This window comes from Vibrio splendidus (genome assembly GCF_003345295.1).
GTDB lineage: Bacteria > Pseudomonadota > Gammaproteobacteria > Enterobacterales > Vibrionaceae > Vibrio > Vibrio splendidus_K.
Genome location: NZ_CP031055.1, coordinates 1,837,509 through 1,854,164 on the forward strand (window position 1 = coordinate 1,837,509; position 16,656 = coordinate 1,854,164).

The 16,656-nt window shown below is 41.9% G+C and carries 14 protein-coding genes; 6 read left to right on the plus strand and 8 right to left on the minus strand.

The window, feature by feature from the left end; genetic code table 11:
- Positions 1–33: 33 nt before the first annotated feature.
- The 8 genes from nagA to agaR all read right to left on the minus strand — a co-directional run bounded on the left by nagA (position 34) and on the right by agaR (position 7,160).
- Positions 34–1,176: an N-acetylglucosamine-6-phosphate deacetylase gene (nagA, locus tag DUN60_RS08030; protein WP_114633700.1), complete on the minus strand. Its 1,143-nt coding sequence runs from the start codon at positions 1,174–1,176 to the stop codon at positions 34–36.
- Position 1,177: 1 nt separating this feature from the next.
- On the minus strand, positions 1,178–1,615 hold the full coding sequence (gene agaF, locus DUN60_RS08035; RefSeq protein ID WP_114633701.1) for a PTS galactosamine/N-acetylgalactosamine transporter subunit IIA: 438 nt from the start codon (positions 1,613–1,615) through the stop codon (positions 1,178–1,180).
- A gap of 89 nt (positions 1,616–1,704) precedes the next feature.
- Positions 1,705–2,613 carry a PTS system mannose/fructose/sorbose family transporter subunit IID gene (locus tag DUN60_RS08040; RefSeq protein ID WP_114633702.1) on the minus strand — a complete coding sequence of 303 codons (909 nt, stop codon included), beginning with the start codon at positions 2,611–2,613 and terminating at the stop codon, positions 1,705–1,707.
- Positions 2,603–3,367: a PTS N-acetylgalactosamine transporter subunit IIC gene (agaW, locus tag DUN60_RS08045; RefSeq protein ID WP_060993203.1), complete on the minus strand. Its 765-nt coding sequence runs from the start codon at positions 3,365–3,367 to the stop codon at positions 2,603–2,605. The genes DUN60_RS08040 and agaW overlap by 11 nt, the downstream gene beginning before the upstream one ends.
- A gap of 10 nt (positions 3,368–3,377) precedes the next feature.
- Positions 3,378–3,878, minus strand: a complete 501-nt coding sequence (gene agaV, locus DUN60_RS08050) for a PTS N-acetylgalactosamine transporter subunit IIB (RefSeq protein WP_061012464.1) — start codon at positions 3,876–3,878, stop codon at positions 3,378–3,380.
- Between the two features lie 14 nt (positions 3,879–3,892).
- Positions 3,893–5,062: an SIS domain-containing protein gene (locus DUN60_RS08055; RefSeq protein ID WP_114633703.1), complete on the minus strand. Its 1,170-nt coding sequence runs from the start codon at positions 5,060–5,062 to the stop codon at positions 3,893–3,895.
- A complete protein-coding gene (gene kbaZ, locus DUN60_RS08060; RefSeq protein WP_114633704.1) occupies positions 5,059–6,360 on the minus strand; it encodes a tagatose-bisphosphate aldolase subunit KbaZ in 1,302 nt (433 codons plus the stop codon). Before kbaZ ends, DUN60_RS08055 begins: the two co-directional genes overlap by 4 nt.
- A gap of 47 nt (positions 6,361–6,407) precedes the next feature.
- The gene (gene agaR, locus DUN60_RS08065) at positions 6,408–7,160 is read right to left on the minus strand and encodes a transcriptional repressor AgaR (protein WP_114633705.1); all 753 of its coding nucleotides are present in this window, start codon (positions 7,158–7,160) and stop codon (positions 6,408–6,410) included.
- A gap of 435 nt (positions 7,161–7,595) precedes the next feature.
- On the opposite strand from agaR, the gene DUN60_RS08070 reads away from it, so the two are divergent.
- The 6 genes from DUN60_RS08070 (at position 7,596) to DUN60_RS08095 (ending at position 16,412) form a co-directional block, all read left to right on the plus strand.
- Positions 7,596–9,152 carry a sulfatase-like hydrolase/transferase gene (locus tag DUN60_RS08070; protein ID WP_114633706.1) on the plus strand — a complete coding sequence of 519 codons (1,557 nt, stop codon included), beginning with the start codon at positions 7,596–7,598 and terminating at the stop codon, positions 9,150–9,152.
- Positions 9,153–9,218: 66 nt separating this feature from the next.
- On the plus strand, positions 9,219–9,947 hold the full coding sequence (locus DUN60_RS08075) for an oligogalacturonate-specific porin KdgM family protein (RefSeq protein ID WP_060993197.1): 729 nt from the start codon (positions 9,219–9,221) through the stop codon (positions 9,945–9,947).
- Positions 9,948–10,339: 392 nt separating this feature from the next.
- Positions 10,340–11,299 carry a thioredoxin-disulfide reductase gene (gene trxB, locus DUN60_RS08080; protein ID WP_114633707.1) on the plus strand — a complete coding sequence of 320 codons (960 nt, stop codon included), beginning with the start codon at positions 10,340–10,342 and terminating at the stop codon, positions 11,297–11,299.
- Between the two features lie 161 nt (positions 11,300–11,460).
- Positions 11,461–13,245, plus strand: a complete 1,785-nt coding sequence (cydD, locus tag DUN60_RS08085; protein WP_114633708.1) for a heme ABC transporter permease/ATP-binding protein CydD — start codon at positions 11,461–11,463, stop codon at positions 13,243–13,245.
- Positions 13,238–14,959, plus strand: coding sequence for a heme ABC transporter ATP-binding protein/permease CydC (cydC, locus tag DUN60_RS08090; RefSeq protein WP_114633709.1), 1,722 nt, complete (start codon positions 13,238–13,240; stop codon positions 14,957–14,959). The genes cydD and cydC overlap by 8 nt, the downstream gene beginning before the upstream one ends.
- A 130-nt stretch (positions 14,960–15,089) precedes the next feature.
- On the plus strand, positions 15,090–16,412 hold the full coding sequence (locus tag DUN60_RS08095; protein WP_114633710.1) for an IS4 family transposase: 1,323 nt from the start codon (positions 15,090–15,092) through the stop codon (positions 16,410–16,412).
- Positions 16,413–16,656 lie beyond the last annotated feature (244 nt).

Here is a 16,656-nt window from a genome sequence, read left to right on the forward strand (position 1 = left end):
TCTTAATATTTTCATTTATATAAATGGCAAGGGTTAATAAACCCACTTGCCTTTCATCATTGTGTTTTGTACTTCAAAATTTTGATTAACGACGGTAAAACTTGCATCCATTTCGGCAGCGATGCTTCCTAAACGTTGATCTATTCCTAAGTATTTAGCAGGAACTGAAGTTGCCATTTGCACAGCTTCCCATTCAGGAACTCCGCTTAATTGAATCATATTCCTCAAAGCTTGATCCAAACTACACGTACTACCAGCAAGCGAACCACACTTTGTTCTTGCTTCACCATTAGTGACTGTGATGGTTTGAGCGCCAAGTTGATATTCACCGTCATCTAAACCACCAGCCCGCATACAATCCGTAATAAGTGCGATGTTTCGGTAGCCTTTCATTCGATAAGCGAGTTGCATCATGACTGGATGCACATGGATACCATCAGCAATAAGCTCAGCAAGCATGTCATGGTATAAAACCGCACCAGTACAACCAGGCTCTCGGTGGTGTAATCCGCGCATACCATTAAATAAATGTACACCACAATCAGCACCTAATTGATAAGCCTGTGTGACTTGTTCAAAAGTCGCATCTGTGTGCGCAATCGATATTTTTATCTGTCTGTCATGCAACCATTTAATGGCCTCCATCGCTCCATCAGCTTCTGGAGCAACAGCTACGCGTAATAAAGAGTTACCGCCAACAAGATGAAGCTCTTCTAGCTCTTGTTGCATTGGTGATTTTAAATAAGCACTCGGATGAGAGCCTTTATGAGTTTCTGTAAAATAGGGGCCCTCAAGAAAGCTACCTAATAGCTCTGCTCCGCATTCTTGTGGGTTTTGAACCCATGATTTAACGGCCTCAATTGCACTAACAATATTGTCCCAAGGTGCTGTTACAGTTGTGCCAACCCAAGCAACAACACCCGTTTGAAGCAAAGCGTCTGAAATCGTTTGTAATGCCTCTGGTGTTCCATCCATCACATCAGAACCAGCTCGACCGTGTATATGGATATCAATAAAGCCCGGCAGCAATGTTTTCCCTTTTAAAGGCAAGATTTCGCAGCCTTTAGGCTCACACTCTGTTATGGCTTCCACTTTCCCATCATTCACAATAACGTAATGATTTTCTTTAATACCATCAGAGACAAAGACCCTTTGTGGACATAAAGCGTAACGCATATTACAACCCATCTTCACATTCAAGTTCTGGTTCCATAAACAATTCAAGCTGTAATCGCATGTCTTGCATACATGAAGAACCAATCTCTAATAAGGTAACGACCAACTCTTTAACTGTCGTGTCGTCTCGCTCAAAAGCAGCATTAGCAATCATTGGTAAGTTCGCACCACCTATCAACTCAACGTTTTCTGTATCCATTAAAATGGTTAAAGCACGATTCGCAGGAGAACCACCTGGGATATCCGTTAAAAAAAGTACCCCTTCACCAGAATCAACACGTTTTGCCGCAGCTCGCAGTGCTTGTTCTAACTCATCGGTCGACATTGATTCAACAAAATCGACAAACTCCATTTGTTCTTGCTCGCCAGCAATTGCTTTTACTGCCGACTCAACCCCTGTTGCAAAATTAATATGACCTGAAACTACAATACCAATCATGATTTAATCCCTGTTACCAATGCGTTATATAATCTGTTGAAATTAAAGGGGGAAATCACTCCCCCCTTATACCGATTTCACTTATTTTCTTACAAAATACCTAGGTAATGGCCAACAACACCTGCCGCCAACGTTGAGAATATTAATACTGGTGGTTTCGCCCAAAAACCGGTTCCTTTCACCATTTTCAACATGAAGAAAACAAGAGCTAATGGCAAAATATTTGGCATGATTTTGTCAAATAGCGCAGTTTGTAACTCAACAACCTTCCCTCCAAGTTCAAGCGAAAGCGTGGTTTGAACTTTAATAAAGGAAGCGGATAATGCCCCAATAACAAAGATACCCATGATATTAGCGGCTTTGGCCAATTTCTCAGTCGCATCGCTCATGTTAACCATAGCGGCAGTGCCCGCTTTGTATCCCATAAACATCAAACCAAAATACACAAAGAAGTGCACAATTTGATATAGGAAGAAGAATACAAATGGCCCTGCAATTGAACCTTGCATTGCGATTGACGCACCTAATGCAAGCGTCAATGGCATAAGAGTCATGTGGTCTATTGCATCACCGATCCCACCCGTTGGTCCCATACCTGCTACTTTCATTACGTTAACAGTGGATGGCTTTTCTTTGTTCTCTTCCATTGCGATGGCAGTACCAAGCTGGAAAGTAAACAATTTTGGGCTAGCATTAAAAAATTGAAGATGGTTTTTTGTTGCTGTTGCTAAATCGCGCTTATTATTGCCATGTATTTTTTTCAACGCTGGGACAATTGAATAAGCAAAACCACCACCTTGCATTCGTTCAAAGTTAAAGTTGCCTTCCATGAACAAGCCACGAATGGCGCATTTCCATAAATCCTTTTTCGAAATAACTTTTCTAACTTCAGTATCTTGATATTCATCAATACCATCAACTAAGCTATTCGGATTCGCAACTTGCGTGCCTTGGTATTCATCAGCACCATCAATTAAAATTTCTGTTTTAGATACCATCTTCAAAATCCTCTGGCTCTTGATTTGAATTTCCATTTCCACTAAAGAAGTAATATAAGGCAGCAGCTGACGCACCTAAAATTGCCACGGCCATAATTGGTAGTTGTAAGTAAGTCGTCATTACAAATCCAATAAAGAACACACCTGCCACTTCTTTTGACCACATAATTTTCAGTAACATTGCAAAACCAATTGCAGGTACCATTTTCGCGCCAATACCTAAGCCTTCTAATAATGTTTTTGGTGCGTTGGCATCAATCCAAGCGGCACCATGCTCACCAAAGTAAACGGTAAGAAAGGCAACAACAGCGTAGAGCATTGACCGCATCGTAATGGTTGAAAGTAAAAGAAAATCTATGCCATTCGTATTTGCTTCTTCAGCATATTTATCTGCCTTACCCATAGTGAATGAGGTCATAGCAAAGAAACCAATGATCAGCATTTGCATGAGTACAGCGATAGGCATACCAACACCCATTGCCACTTCTGGTGATTGACCAGTCATAACTGCAAACGCGACAGCAGCTATCGTACCCATTGTTACATCTGGCGGCTGAGCTCCAGCATTAGGTACTAGACCTAACCATGCTAATTCCAGTGTTGCACCTGCGATTAAGCCAATTTGCATATCGCCCATAATTAGGCCAACAACTGGCCCTGTAATAAGTGGTCTATGGATATTCAGTGCGACATCGTATTTATCGATACCACAAAAGAATGCCCACACCGCCACTAAACTTGCTTCAAATAACATAAGTACCTACCTAGGCTGCTGTTTTTGCTAGTTCGAGAACGTTAATTGGTGTTTGATCAGGTGTATTTTGAATGGTACATGTCACCCCTTTATCCACCATTCTTTCAAACGCTAATATGTCGGTTTTATCAACTGAAACCGTTTTAGCTATTTGACGTTTTCCATCGTGATAATGCATGTTGCCGACATTACAATGTGTAATCGGAACACCGCCTTCAACTAAACGCGCAACGTCTGTTGGGTTATTACATAAGATGAAAATTTTCTGTTTCGGTGATGCTTTATGAATCACATCAATTGTTTTTTGGATTGAGAAGAAACGCACCGCATATTCTCCACCAGCAGATGCTTTCATTCCTGCTTGCATAAATGCAGCATTCGGTCCTTCAGCTGCGTCATCATTAGCTACAAGAATCAAATTAGCTTCAGAATGTTTTCCCCAAGTAATTCGAATTTGGCCATGAAGTAGACGCTCATCAATACGCGTCCAAACGATTTGTGGTCCTGTCATAAGAGTTCCCTGCTTTAATTTTTATTATTAAAAGTATGAATATTGACACCTTGAACAACCCGATTAACTTCACCTGTAGGGCACGGATTATCAGGGGTATTACCGAGTGCAACTGCACGATGGAATGCGTAAGCTTGAGCAAACAACATATAAGGAAACAGCAGTTCAACATCTGAAGCCTTTTCCATATCAGGTACACGAATGATGTTCTCATCAGCAATCACATCATTAAATTGAACGGTGATTGCAATGACTTTTTTAGCGATATTGTCACGACGTAATTCAGCTAATAAATCTAAATCGTATTGACGGGTATATGGGTCGTTTGAAATGAAAACAATAATCATGGTTTCATTATTAACGATAGATTTAGGGCCATGACGAAAGCCAAGCGGTGAATCGAAATAACCTACGACTTTACCTGCTGTAAGTTCTAATAACTTTAATGCAGACTCTTGAGCTAACCCTTTCAAACCACCGCTACCTAAATAAATAACCCTACTAAAATCATGGGAAGCAGTATCTCTGACATTGGAATTAATTTCTTTGATCAACTCCTCAGAACACTTACAAATGCTTTCGATTCCTTTCGATTTGTTACTTTTGTGCGTTAAAGCAGAAAAACAAGCTAATGTCATTGACGAGAAACTAGAGGTCATCGCGAATGACTTATCGTTTGTTTCTTCAGGCATCAATAAAACAAGTGCATTTTTCTCATGCTGAAACTGAGTAAACAACGCCCCTTCATCATTGCAGGTTAAGATCAGGTGATAACAATTAGATAAGCACTGGTTAGTCAGATTTACAGCAGCTACGCTTTCGGGGCTATTACCTGAACGGGCAAAAGAAACCAATAATGTTGGAATATCCTCTGCTAATACTTCTGCGGGGTTCGACACAATATCAGTTGTTGAAATATCCTCTACACGGCACTTCAATACACGAGATAATGTCGGAGCAATAGCTTGCCCTGCAAATGCAGAAGTACCCGCACCAGTTAATATAATTCTGCGTTCAGTATGAGTATCCCACCCCTCCATAAAAGCTGAGATCTCAACAATATTATCTCGAATTATTGAGTTAGTTTTTCTCCAGCTCATTGGTTGTTGTGTTATTTCTTTTGCTGTCCAAAAGCCGGAAAGCTGTTCTAATTCTGATACTGAGTAGCCAAGGTAATGGTTCATAATGCAATGCCTTCTTCTTTATTTTGTTTGCATGCCTTCGCATAACTACGAAGAGTTTGACGAATTTTGTCGAGTACTAATGCTTTCGGATCTGAACTTAATTGTCCTTCACGAACCGCATGAAATTGCGCAGATAAATGTTGGCTGAGTAAAGGAAGTGGGATACCACTACGGGATAAATTATTAAACAACGTTGTTTGTGCTTGATTAATATTTTCATCTGGCCAGTAATAACGAATTCGATCACTAAAGCTGTAGCTACGAGAAAAACGTTGTTGAGCTTCATTACCTTGATAATACGGTTGCCAATATTCTGGAGAGTCACACATTTCTTTTTCGATATGTTCACGTAGATCTGAACAATGTGCTTTAGGGATAAGTTGTTCTTCGATATCACATAAATTGTATAAGGCTTCGCGTAGAGCAAAAGTCAACGCTGGTCCTACTTTCAAAATAGCGAAATGATCTTTAACAAGGGATTGATAGGCTTTATCGGTTTGATAATCCGTTGAATGAGCTTCAAACACCATGTGATCAAAATCATTCACAACTTTACTCAGTTCGGTTGCGTCTTCAGGGCGGTAATCAATCACGCCAGTGTGGTCAAACTCAACACCAGGCTGCACAACTAACCCAACAACACGTTGCCAACATTCCGCAATGTCTGCTCTTTCAAATGCAAATAGGTGTGCTTGGATCGTTTTTCGAGCAGCTTCCGGAGAAGTAACTTGGAGGGTATCTAACTCTTCTGCAGCGCCTCCAGGAACAGGGACTTCAGTGCCAATAACATAAACAAGATCACTATGGCCAAAACATGTATTTGCAGTTTTTTCTGCAATTTTAGCTAATCTTGCTGCACGTTCGGCAACAATTTCATCAGAAAGAGGGCTTGGATCATCAGAACAAGACATGCTGCAATCAAGATGGATTTTTTTGAATCCAGCAGCAACATAAGCTGCAATGAGATCGTCAGCATTTATCATGGCTTCTTTAGCCGTTAGTTTTTGCCAGCGATTAGGTCCAAGATGATCGCCACCCAAGATAAGTTTATCCACTGGAAAATGAAGTGATTGAGCTAGCTCTAAAACGAAATCTCGAAAATCAGCTGGCTTCATACCTGTATAGCCACCAAATTGATCAACTTGATTAGAAGTTGCCTCAATTAATAGCAAGGAATCATCACTTAACGCTTGAGAAAGCGCCGCTTCAATAACAAGCGGGTGTGCAGAACAAACAGAATAAATACCATTTTGTTCACCCGCTTTATGACGCTGTACAAGGTGTTGAAAGGTGTTCATTTACTAACTCCATACTGTATCTAAATGCAGCTATGGAGTTAGTTAGGTTATTTATCTTTCTCTACAATAATAACTTCAACTTTCATTTCACGAAGACCTTGTAAATATTCTTCGGGAATATCAGAATCCGTTACTAAGATATCAATATTTCCAAACTCTCTAATCATATGGCAGCTGCGCTTACCAAATTTGGTAGAATCCGCAACAGCAATGACTTGTTCTGAAATATCACACATAAGTCGATTTAAACTTGCTTCTTGTTCGTTATGTGTGGTGATACCTGACCTCAAATCAAAACCATCAACCCCAAGAAAAACCTTATCAAAACGGTAATTCTTCAGGCTTGCCTCTGCTTGAGATCCAGAGAAAGAGAGAGCCTTCTTACGAAGAACTCCACCTGACATCAATACTTCTATACCAGAAGCTGATGCTAACTCCATAGCTACATCTAGACCATTAGTCATGACTACAGCTTGCTCTAACAACTTTAAGTTAGATGCAATTTCTCGCGTAGTCGTACCTGAATCCAGAATAACGGTGTCACCATTCTCTATCAGCTGCGCTGCTGCATACCCAATGGAGGATTTCGTTCCAATATTTTGATGGCGTTTTTCATGAACCGTAAGTTCTGCAATTACGCCAGTATTTGGAATCGCCGCCCCATGAGAACGAACAACATACCCATTCTTTTCTAAAAAGCTCAGATCACTGCGAATAGTGACACTAGAGACATCAAATCGTGCAGCAAGGTCCTCTACACGTGCTTTACCATCTTGGTTCACCACGTTTACGATTTCCATGCGCCTTTAGACAGCACTAATCATTTTTTCTCGTCTCCCTAAAACCAACGAAATCTCTTTCGTTTGATTTCGAATTAACCTTACACCTAAAAATTATTCCCACAATATGGAAGTATAAAACTTTTGATCTCTTTCACATTCTTTCGTTAATTTTCGCTTTGTTTTTATCTTACGTTAATTTTCGTATTTCTTCATATATTACTCTTTGAAAGTAAAAATACCAAATAAAACGCATAGTTAATGCGACTTGCCTTTCATTTATCTTTATATCTATGGAAAAAGAAAATCACCTTTGATTAAAACGCCATCATCACTCTTAATATTTGTGATCCCTAACACAGCAAGCCAACTTTCGATCATTTACGATCCGCAAGAATTCGAAAATAAATAACCAATAACGTAACCCTACAAAAATAGAATAAGAAAGGAGACATTATGTCTATTACTCGCCGTGACATTTTAAAAGGTGTCGCAGCAACAGGAGCGCTTGCAGCAACGTCTGCAATAACTGGTTGCCAAAAAAACACAGTGCAAGATCCGATGGGCAAACTAACTAGAAAAGTTAAGCGCCCGAATCTACTGATTATTTTTCCTGATGAAATGAGAGCTCAAGCTCTTGGTTTTATGAATCAAGATCCTTCTCTTACTCCTAATTTAAATAGATTTGCTAAACAAAGTTCAGTATTAAAACAAGCAGTTTCAAACTTTCCTTTATGTACTCCATTTAGAGGAATGTTAATGACAGGGCAATACCCATATCGCAATGGTATTCAAGGAAATAGTCATACAGCAACCCCTGGGATGTTTGGTGGGAAAGACTTTGGAATTGAGTTGAAAAAAAACCAATCAACATGGTCCGATATTCTAAGCAAAGAAGGTTATAGCATGGGCTATATCGGAAAGTGGCATTTAGATACTCCAGAAGCGCCTTTCGTTCCTAGCTACAACAACCCAATGGAAGGCCGTTATTGGAATGATTGGACAGCGCCAGATCGTCGCCATGGCTTTGATTTTTGGTATTCATACGGGACTTACGATAAACATTTAACACCAATGTATTGGACGAACGATACGCCTCGGGATAAACCACTTCGTATTAATCAATGGAGTCCTGAGCATGAAGCTGATATCGCTATTAACTACCTAAGAAATGAAAATGGTGAATATAGAGATAACACGAAACCTTTTACCCTTGTTGTTTCAATGAACCCTCCTCACTCTCCTTATGATCAAGTCCCTCAAAAATATCTTGATCGATTTAACAAGAGTTCAAGAGAGCTAAACTCTCGCCCAAATGTCATATGGGATAAAGAATACCTTGACGGTTATGGGCCTGAATATTTCAAAGAATACATGGCGATGGTCAATGGTGTAGATGAACAATTTGGTCGTATTGTCGACGAACTTGATGCTTTGAATCTTACCGAAGATACCTTGGTCGTTTTCTTCTCTGATCATGGTTGCTGTATGGGCTCTAATGGAAACCCAACTAAAAATGTTCACTATGAAGAAGCGATGCGAATTCCAATGATGTTCCGCTGGCCTGGGAAAATAACACCAAAATCAGACGATCTTCTTTTCTCAGCCCCTGATATCTACCCAACACTCTTCGGGTTAATGGGCATGAACGATCTAATCCCAGATACTGTAGAAGGTAATGATTTTTCAAAAACAATAAAAGGAGAAAGTGGCGACCAAAAACCCACCTCTCAGTTTTATACCTTTATGCCTTATGGCGGACAATCTTACGGTCGACGTGGTATCCGAAACGAAAAATACACGCTTATGATTGACAGAAAAATAGGTAAACCACTGACCTATGTTCTTCATGATAACCAAGCAGATCCGTATCAAATGAAAAACATCGCAGAGCAACAATCAGAGCTAATTACTCAATTAATTCAAGACGAACTTATGCCTTGGCTTGAGCATACAGGTGACCCTTGGCGCCCAACAGAAATACCTAAAAATACCGCTAATGCTTACACCTAATTAAATCAATATAAAAAATACATTCAAGATTTAGCAGTGAAACACTAATAATAAATAGGGAATATTATGAAACAATCTTACAAAATCATTATCGCTTCTGGTTTAGCCGTATTTGCGTCTCAAGCCTTAGCAAATGACTATAAAACAACTGTGGAATACCGTCATGAATATAAAGATGGTAATAACAAACATGCAGATAGAGTAAAAATGTTCTTAGATACAGGGAAGAATATTGGGTTTGAATTAGATGCAAGGTACAACAATAAAGACGAAGATCAGATGTTTGATGAGATGAGTATGAATGGCTCTGAACTCTCTATTTTCTATTACGATAAAATTGCGGAAAATACGACGGGATTAGTTGGTTCATCACTTGACTTTAATCCTGACGGTTTAGTTTATGTTCCTTATGTTCGTGTGAACCACTCTTTTGATAACGGTTTTAGAGTACAAGCACGTTATAAATGGAAACTTTGGGATTATTCACAAACTAATAAAGCAGGCGAAAGCTATACCTCTAAAATTCAAGAAGTAGATACTTGGCTTGGCTACAACACTGGTAAATGGGATTTTCAATATGAGTTCCAAATTTGGAATGAAATGACTGATGATGCAAAACCTCAATTTGATAACGAAAGCTATGACTATTTACACAATTTCCGCATCATGTATAGTTTTGTAAATCCGGATGGCACTAAATGGCGTCCATTTGTTGAGGTTGGTAACGTAAGACAAGACAGTTACAGCGATAATCGTCAAACTCGTTATCGTGTTGGCATAAAATACACATGGTAAACGCTAATTCGAGGTTATAATTAGATTTATAGGAGGAGACTGTATGGCCTCCTCCTCTTTGAGATTTTTGCATTTCCAATGCGTGCACAACTCATTAAATAAATGACATACCTCTTGGTTTAATGCCCATATACCTTCTGGCGACATACAATGATTAGTCGCGAAAATTTCACCGAAATGAACATTTTCAACTATATATGCAGTTCTGCTGACTACCTAAGCTATTAATAATCCAACATCCCTTGATGTACCTAAGTTCCTAAAAATAGCTTATGTTCTAACCTATAACGATTAATTACACTTCAGCCCTTGTTTAACCTTTTATTGCCTCCATATTTTCCATACAATCCTAAGCGATTATAAATAAAAACAATTTCAATTTCGGAGTCCTCATGAGCGACGTAAAGCACTGTAATTTATTGATTCTTGGTTCTGGCCCTGCTGGCTATACAGCTGCAGTTTACGCTGCTCGTGCAAACCTAAACCCAGTACTGGTTACCGGTATGCAGCAAGGTGGTCAGCTTACAACCACTACAGAAGTGGAAAACTGGCCCGGTGATGCTGAAGGTTTAACGGGTCCAGCTTTAATGGATCGCATGAAAGAGCACGCAGAGCGCTTTGAAACAGAGATCCTGTTCGACCACATTAACGAAGTAGACCTTTCAAACCGCCCTTTCCGTCTTAAAGGCGATTCAGGTGAGTACACGTGTGATGCGTTGATCATCTCAACGGGCGCATCAGCTAAGTACTTAGGTTTAGATTCTGAAGAAGCATTTAAAGGCCGTGGCGTTTCTGCTTGTGCAACGTGTGATGGTTTCTTCTACCGCAACCAGAAAGTGGCGGTTGTTGGTGGTGGTAACACCGCTGTTGAAGAAGCACTTTACCTATCTAACATCGCGTCTGAAGTTCACCTAGTTCACCGTCGTGACACGTTCCGCGCTGAAAAGATTCTAGTGAAACGTTTAATGGACAAAGTAGAGAACGGCAACATTGTTCTTCACACTGATCGCACGCTAGACGAAGTTCTAGGCGACGACATGGGCGTAACGGGCGTTCGTATTAAAGATACTCAGTCTGATAAGACAAAAGATATCGAAGTAATGGGCGCGTTCATTGCTATCGGTCACCAACCGAACACTGAAATCTTCAAAGGACAAGTTGATATGAAAGATGACTACATCATCGTTCAGTCCGGTCTTGAAGGTAACGCGACACAAACAAGCATCCCAGGCGTCTTCGCTGCGGGTGATGTAATGGACCACAACTACCGCCAAGCAATCACTTCTGCTGGCACAGGTTGTATGGCTGCACTGGATGCTGAACGCTTCCTAGATGGCCTTAACGATAAGTAAATCTGAGATTGCAGATTTGATTATCGAAGCCCTCGCACCAATAGATGCAGGGCGCCATCACATTTTGTTGTAAATCCCTAGAGCCCAGTGGTATATCCACTGGGCTTTCTTTTGTATACTAGCCGCCCTCAACAAATAATAATTATCATTAAGCCTTCATAATGGATAAGAAAAAACAACGCAGCTTGAACAAGTGGCTTAAGCAACAGAGTAAGTTAGCGAAACGCTGGCTTATGATTGCGATTAGCCTTGGCGTACTTTCAAGCGTGTTCTTAATTGCTCAAGCAGCTCTTCTCGCCTCTATTCTTCACCAGCTGATCATCGAAAATGTCGATAAATCTGAACTGGTTGGTCATTTCGCAGGCTTGGCATTATCGGTCGTTGGCCGTGCTGGCTGTACATGGGGACGTGAAATCGCAGGTTATCGCTGTGGTGAACAGATCCGTGTCTATATAAGGCAACTCATCCTTGATAAGTTACGCGAGTTAGGCCCTGCTTACATTAAAGGCAAACCTGCCGGTACGTGGGCAACGCTGTTGCTAGAACAAGTAGAAGACATGCAAGACTTCTTCTCTCGTTACCTGCCTCAGATGTCTTTGTCGGTAATGATTCCATTCATTATTTTGGTTGTGGTGTTCCCAGTAAACTGGGCAGCAGGACTGATCTTCTTGATTACTGCTCCACTGGTACCGATGTTCATGGCACTTGTGGGTATGAAAGCCGCCGATGCAAACCGTAAAAACTTCAAAGCACTGCAGCGTCTTTCTGGTCACTTTTACGACCGTTTGCAGTCCATGACGACTATCCGTCTATTTGACCGCACCAACGCTGAAACAGAGGTACTTAAAGGTGCATCTGAAGTGTTCAGAACGCGTACCATGGATGTGTTGAAAATCGCTTTCTTGTCTTCTGCGGTACTTGAGTTCTTCACGTCGATCTCTATCGCGATGACCGCGGTTTACTTTGGTTTCACCTACATTGGTGAGCTGAACTTCGGCCACTACGGTGCAGGTATTACGCTATTCGCTGGTTTGTTTATCCTTATCTTAGCGCCAGAGTTTTACCAACCTCTACGTGACTTAGGTACTTTCTACCACGCGAAGCAACAAGCGGTTGGCGCAGCCGAAAGTATTGTCGAGTTCCTAGAAACCGACATCACTAAGGTTAAATCAGGCAACACTCAACTCGATTCAGCTCAAGGCATCAATATTGAAGCTACCGACCTAAAAGTGTTAAGCCCTGAAGGTGTTCAATTAGTTGGTCCTATCTCGTTCGCACTGAACACTCGCCAATCGACTGCGTTAGTTGGCCCAAGTGGTGCGGGTAAAACAAGTTTGATCAATGCCATCCTTGGTTTCATGCCTTATGAAGGAAGCTTGAAAATCAATGGTATTGAATTGCGTGACCTCGACTTAACCTCTTGGCGTAAAACCATTAGCTGGGTTGGTCAAAACCCGTTACTACTGCACGGTAGCATTCGTGACAACGTCACTCTAGGTAAGCATGATATCGCTGACCAAGTTGTCGAGAATGCACTTGAGCAATCATTTGCTAGCGAATTTGTAAACGAGCACGGCTTGGATTACATGATTTCTGATCGCTCTGGCGGCCTGTCTGTTGGTCAATCTCAGCGTTTAGCTTTGGCTCGCGCAATGATTCAAGACGGTCAGTTCTGGTTATTAGATGAACCAACAGCCAGCCTAGATACTCGTAGCGAACAGTTAGTGATGAAAGGCATCAATAGCAACATTGAAAGCCGCACTGCCCTGCTTGTGACGCACCAACTCGCTCCTCTTAAATCAGTCGATAATATTCTGGTTATGCGCGATGGTGGTCTGGTTGAACAAGGTCATTACTCTCAGCTTTCGACTGCGGGTGGTTTGTTTGAAGAGATGCTGAACGCGAACTTAGCTCAACAAGATAATAAGGGTAATTTAGATGCGTGATTTACTGCCTTACCTGAAACTCTATAAAAAGCATTGGTTTGGCCTATCGCTAGGCATGCTATTGGCTTTTGCTACTCTGTCGGCTTCTATTGGCTTGTTAACGCTATCAGGCTGGTTCATTTCAGCTTCTGCGGTTGCTGGCCTTACGATTGCACGAGAAACCTTCAACTACATGCTGCCGGGCGGCGGTGTACGTGGTTTGGCAATGAGCCGTACTGCGGGTCGTTGGGGTGAACGTGTTGTCAGCCACAATGCCACATTCAAATTGTTAACTGATTTACGTATCTTCTTCTTTAAGAAGCTGGCTCCGCTGATCCCAGGTCGTATTTCGAACCTTCGTGATGCTGACCTTCTCAACCGTTTGGTTGCTGATGTAGACGCCATGGATCACGTGTACTTACGTTTAGTAAGCCCAGTGACGGTGGGTGTGTTCGGGATCTTCTTCCTGACTCTGTTCTTGATGTGGTTCGATAGCTCACTAGGTTTAATCTTAGGTTCTATCCTTCTGATCATGCTGTTGGTTTGGCCAATCTTGTTCTACAAATTGGGTAAACGTAACGGTGGTGAACTGACACAGAACAAAGCAGATCTTCGTGTAACGACGCTAGATTGGATTGAAGGCTACAGCGAACTGACCCTGTTTGGTGCTGAAGAGCGTTACCGTAATGCGATTCTAGAGACGCAACAGAAGCTGATGGCGAATCAGTTTGTGAATGCCAACCTAACCGGTATGGCGTCAGCAGCTCTGATGCTGTTCAACGGTTTGACGCTTGTTCTTATGCTTTGGCTTGCGGCTGACGGTGTAGGTGGTAATGCACCAGACCCGTTCATCGCGCTAATGGCATTCGCAACTATGGCAAGTTTTGAACTGCTGATGCCTATTGCAGGTGCGTTCCAGCATTTAGGTCAAACTCTGTCTTCTGCTCGTCGCTTGAACGAAGTGATTCTGTCAGAGCCTGAAGTTCAGTTTGCTGAAGAGAAGCTCGACATCAACAAGCCGCTGGATATTACGTTCTCAAACGTGACGTTCAACTACCCTGATTCTGAGCGCAGCGTTCTGAACGCTGTTGACCTAACGATTCCTGCGACTCACAAGGTTGCGATTGTTGGCCAAACGGGTTCGGGCAAATCGACTCTGATTCAGCTTCTGACTCGCTACTGGGATCCTAAAAAGGGCTACATCTCAATCGCGGGTATTGAACTGACGCAGTGGAACGAATCACAGCTTCGTGAATCAATCAGTGTAGTAAGCCAACGTGTCGACATTCTAAATGGTACCTTGCGTGACAACTTGTTGATTGCAAGACCAGAAGCGACCGATGATCACTTAGCCAATATCCTAAGAGATGTTGGCCTAGAAAAGCTGCTTGAGAATAACGCACTTGATAGCTGGTTAGGTGACGGTGGTCGTCAACTGTCTGGTGGTGAGAAGCGCCGTATTGGCATCGCACGTGCGATTCTTCATGATGCCCCTATCCTGCTTCTAGATGAGCCAACAGAAGGCTTAGATAAGCAAACAGAACACAGCATCATGACGCTGTTCGAGAAGCACTTTGAAGGCAAGACGGTTATCTTCATCACGCACCGTTTGATTGGTCTGGAATCGATGGATTCTATCGTTCTGATTGAACAAGGCGAGATTGTTGAGCACGGTTCTCATGAGAAGCTGTTAAACGAAGCAGGACGTTATTTCCAACTTCGTCAGGCAATCTAGCCTGCTTTCATAAGCACAGATAAATAGTTCAAAGCCCGAGTTTATACTCTAATGCCGATCGTTTAAGAAGACTTGAACGATCCTGCAGTTAGAAGATAATCCTCATCAACAATGTTGATGGGGATTTTTTATGCTTGAACAAGAATTAGCAATGGCACACGAGACCATTGAAGATGCCGATAATTATGAATCTGTCGTCGATGCTATTCAGATTGAGTGGATAGAACAAGCTCTTCTTGAAACAAATAAAGCGAGCATAAGACGACGCCGACTTCCCGCGCAGCAAGCTGTCTGGTTAGTTATTTGGATGGGGTTGCAACGCAACATGTCTATCAAAGAGGTATGTAGTTCATTAGACATTGCGCTTCAGCCTAAACCTGAAGATAGTTGGTCTCGTGTCGCACCTAGTGTCCTAACTGATTCACGTCGACGTCTAGATGAGAGCCCATTAGCAGCTCTATTTAACACAACGGTGAAGGCTTGGCACGGAGATATCCTTCAACAAGACAGAGACTTAGAACTTAATGTACTTGCTGTGGATGGAACAACATTTAGATGTCAAGATTCCCCAGAGAACGCTGAAGAATTTGGGTTCATCTCTAAAAAATTGAAACCTTACCCTCAACTTCGTTTAGTCGCTTTGATGTCAACAGAAACACGAATGATTATGGGGGCGGCTTTTGATGGTTGTCATGTCGGTGAAACGACCTTAGCTAAGCGCCTATTCAATGATATCCCCGCACACTCATTGACCTTACTTGATCGTTGTTATTTCTCGGCAGACCTTTTGTTGTCGTGGCAAGAGAGTGCGGAAAATACTCACTGGTTAATGCCTTCAAAACGTAAACTACGTTATGAAGTGTTGGAGAAATATGCGGAAAACGACATGCTCATTTCAATGCCTATCTCTCCTCAAGCTCAACGGCAGAATCCGAATTTACCCGCACGTTGGGAAGCCAGATTAGTCCTATATCAAGAGCCAAAAGGTGAGATAAAAGGTTTTATTACTTCACTTACAGACCCTAGCAAATACTCGCTAGAAAGCCTGCAGCGTGTTTATTGGCAACGCTGGGAGATTGAAGAGGGTTATGGTGAAATTAAACAGACTCAACTGCAAAGTCACGTCACTTTACGAAGTCGTTTTTCTGCCGGTGTGAAGCAAGAGCTTTGGGGCGTATTACTTGCCTATAACTTAGTGCGATTAGAGATGGTTAAGATAGCTTCAGAAGCCGGGGTTCGAGCGACTAGGGTAAGCTTTACTGCTGCAATTAACCTTATAGATGCTCAGTTACGTTGGTTAGCTTTAAGTCCAGACGGAACCCTACCAGTCAAACTTAAAAGGATGAGAGAAAGTCTGAGTCACTTCATTCTTCCAGATAAAAGAAAGGACCGAACGTTTCCACGTTCAGTCCTCTTTGTTCCAGCCAAATATCCGTTTAGGTTCAAGCAGTAATGCTTATCCGAACGGCATTAGAGTTTATACTCGGGCTTTTTTGTGTCTGTGATTCTCCTGAACTACACCCTTCTCCAATCAAACTTGGCCAGTCACTTACAATAAGTACTGACCTTGATGCAAATACCCAAACAGCTTAGAAACGACAAGCGAACGACCCTGCGATGGTTAAATTTATGGAGCAGTACTTCCCTACTCGTGCAGCGATTAAAGCGAAGTTTCCAGGTTACCCGAACAACTAGTT

What these genes read in the sequence shown, in the direction of transcription:
- cydD (WP_114633708.1), top strand. Translation starts at nt 11,461, where the DNA reads ATGGATAAGAAAAAACAACGCAGCTTGAACAAGTGGCTTAAGCAACAG.
- DUN60_RS08055 (WP_114633703.1), bottom strand. Translation starts at nt 5,062, where the DNA reads ATGAACCATTACCTTGGCTACTCAGTATCAGAATTAGAACAGCTTTCC.
- DUN60_RS08095 (WP_114633710.1), top strand. Translation starts at nt 15,090, where the DNA reads ATGCTTGAACAAGAATTAGCAATGGCACACGAGACCATTGAAGATGCC.
- agaR (WP_114633705.1), bottom strand. Translation starts at nt 7,160, where the DNA reads ATGGAAATCGTAAACGTGGTGAACCAAGATGGTAAAGCACGTGTAGAG.
- DUN60_RS08075 (WP_060993197.1), top strand. Translation starts at nt 9,219, where the DNA reads ATGAAACAATCTTACAAAATCATTATCGCTTCTGGTTTAGCCGTATTT.
- trxB (WP_114633707.1), top strand. Translation starts at nt 10,340, where the DNA reads ATGAGCGACGTAAAGCACTGTAATTTATTGATTCTTGGTTCTGGCCCT.
- DUN60_RS08040 (WP_114633702.1), bottom strand. Translation starts at nt 2,613, where the DNA reads ATGGTATCTAAAACAGAAATTTTAATTGATGGTGCTGATGAATACCAA.
- cydC (WP_114633709.1), top strand. Translation starts at nt 13,238, where the DNA reads ATGCGTGATTTACTGCCTTACCTGAAACTCTATAAAAAGCATTGGTTT.
- DUN60_RS08070 (WP_114633706.1), top strand. Translation starts at nt 7,596, where the DNA reads ATGTCTATTACTCGCCGTGACATTTTAAAAGGTGTCGCAGCAACAGGA.
- agaF (WP_114633701.1), bottom strand. Translation starts at nt 1,615, where the DNA reads ATGATTGGTATTGTAGTTTCAGGTCATATTAATTTTGCAACAGGGGTT.
- agaW (WP_060993203.1), bottom strand. Translation starts at nt 3,367, where the DNA reads ATGTTATTTGAAGCAAGTTTAGTGGCGGTGTGGGCATTCTTTTGTGGT.
- agaV (WP_061012464.1), bottom strand. Translation starts at nt 3,878, where the DNA reads ATGACAGGACCACAAATCGTTTGGACGCGTATTGATGAGCGTCTACTT.
- nagA (WP_114633700.1), bottom strand. Translation starts at nt 1,176, where the DNA reads ATGCGTTACGCTTTATGTCCACAAAGGGTCTTTGTCTCTGATGGTATT.
- kbaZ (WP_114633704.1), bottom strand. Translation starts at nt 6,360, where the DNA reads ATGAACACCTTTCAACACCTTGTACAGCGTCATAAAGCGGGTGAACAA.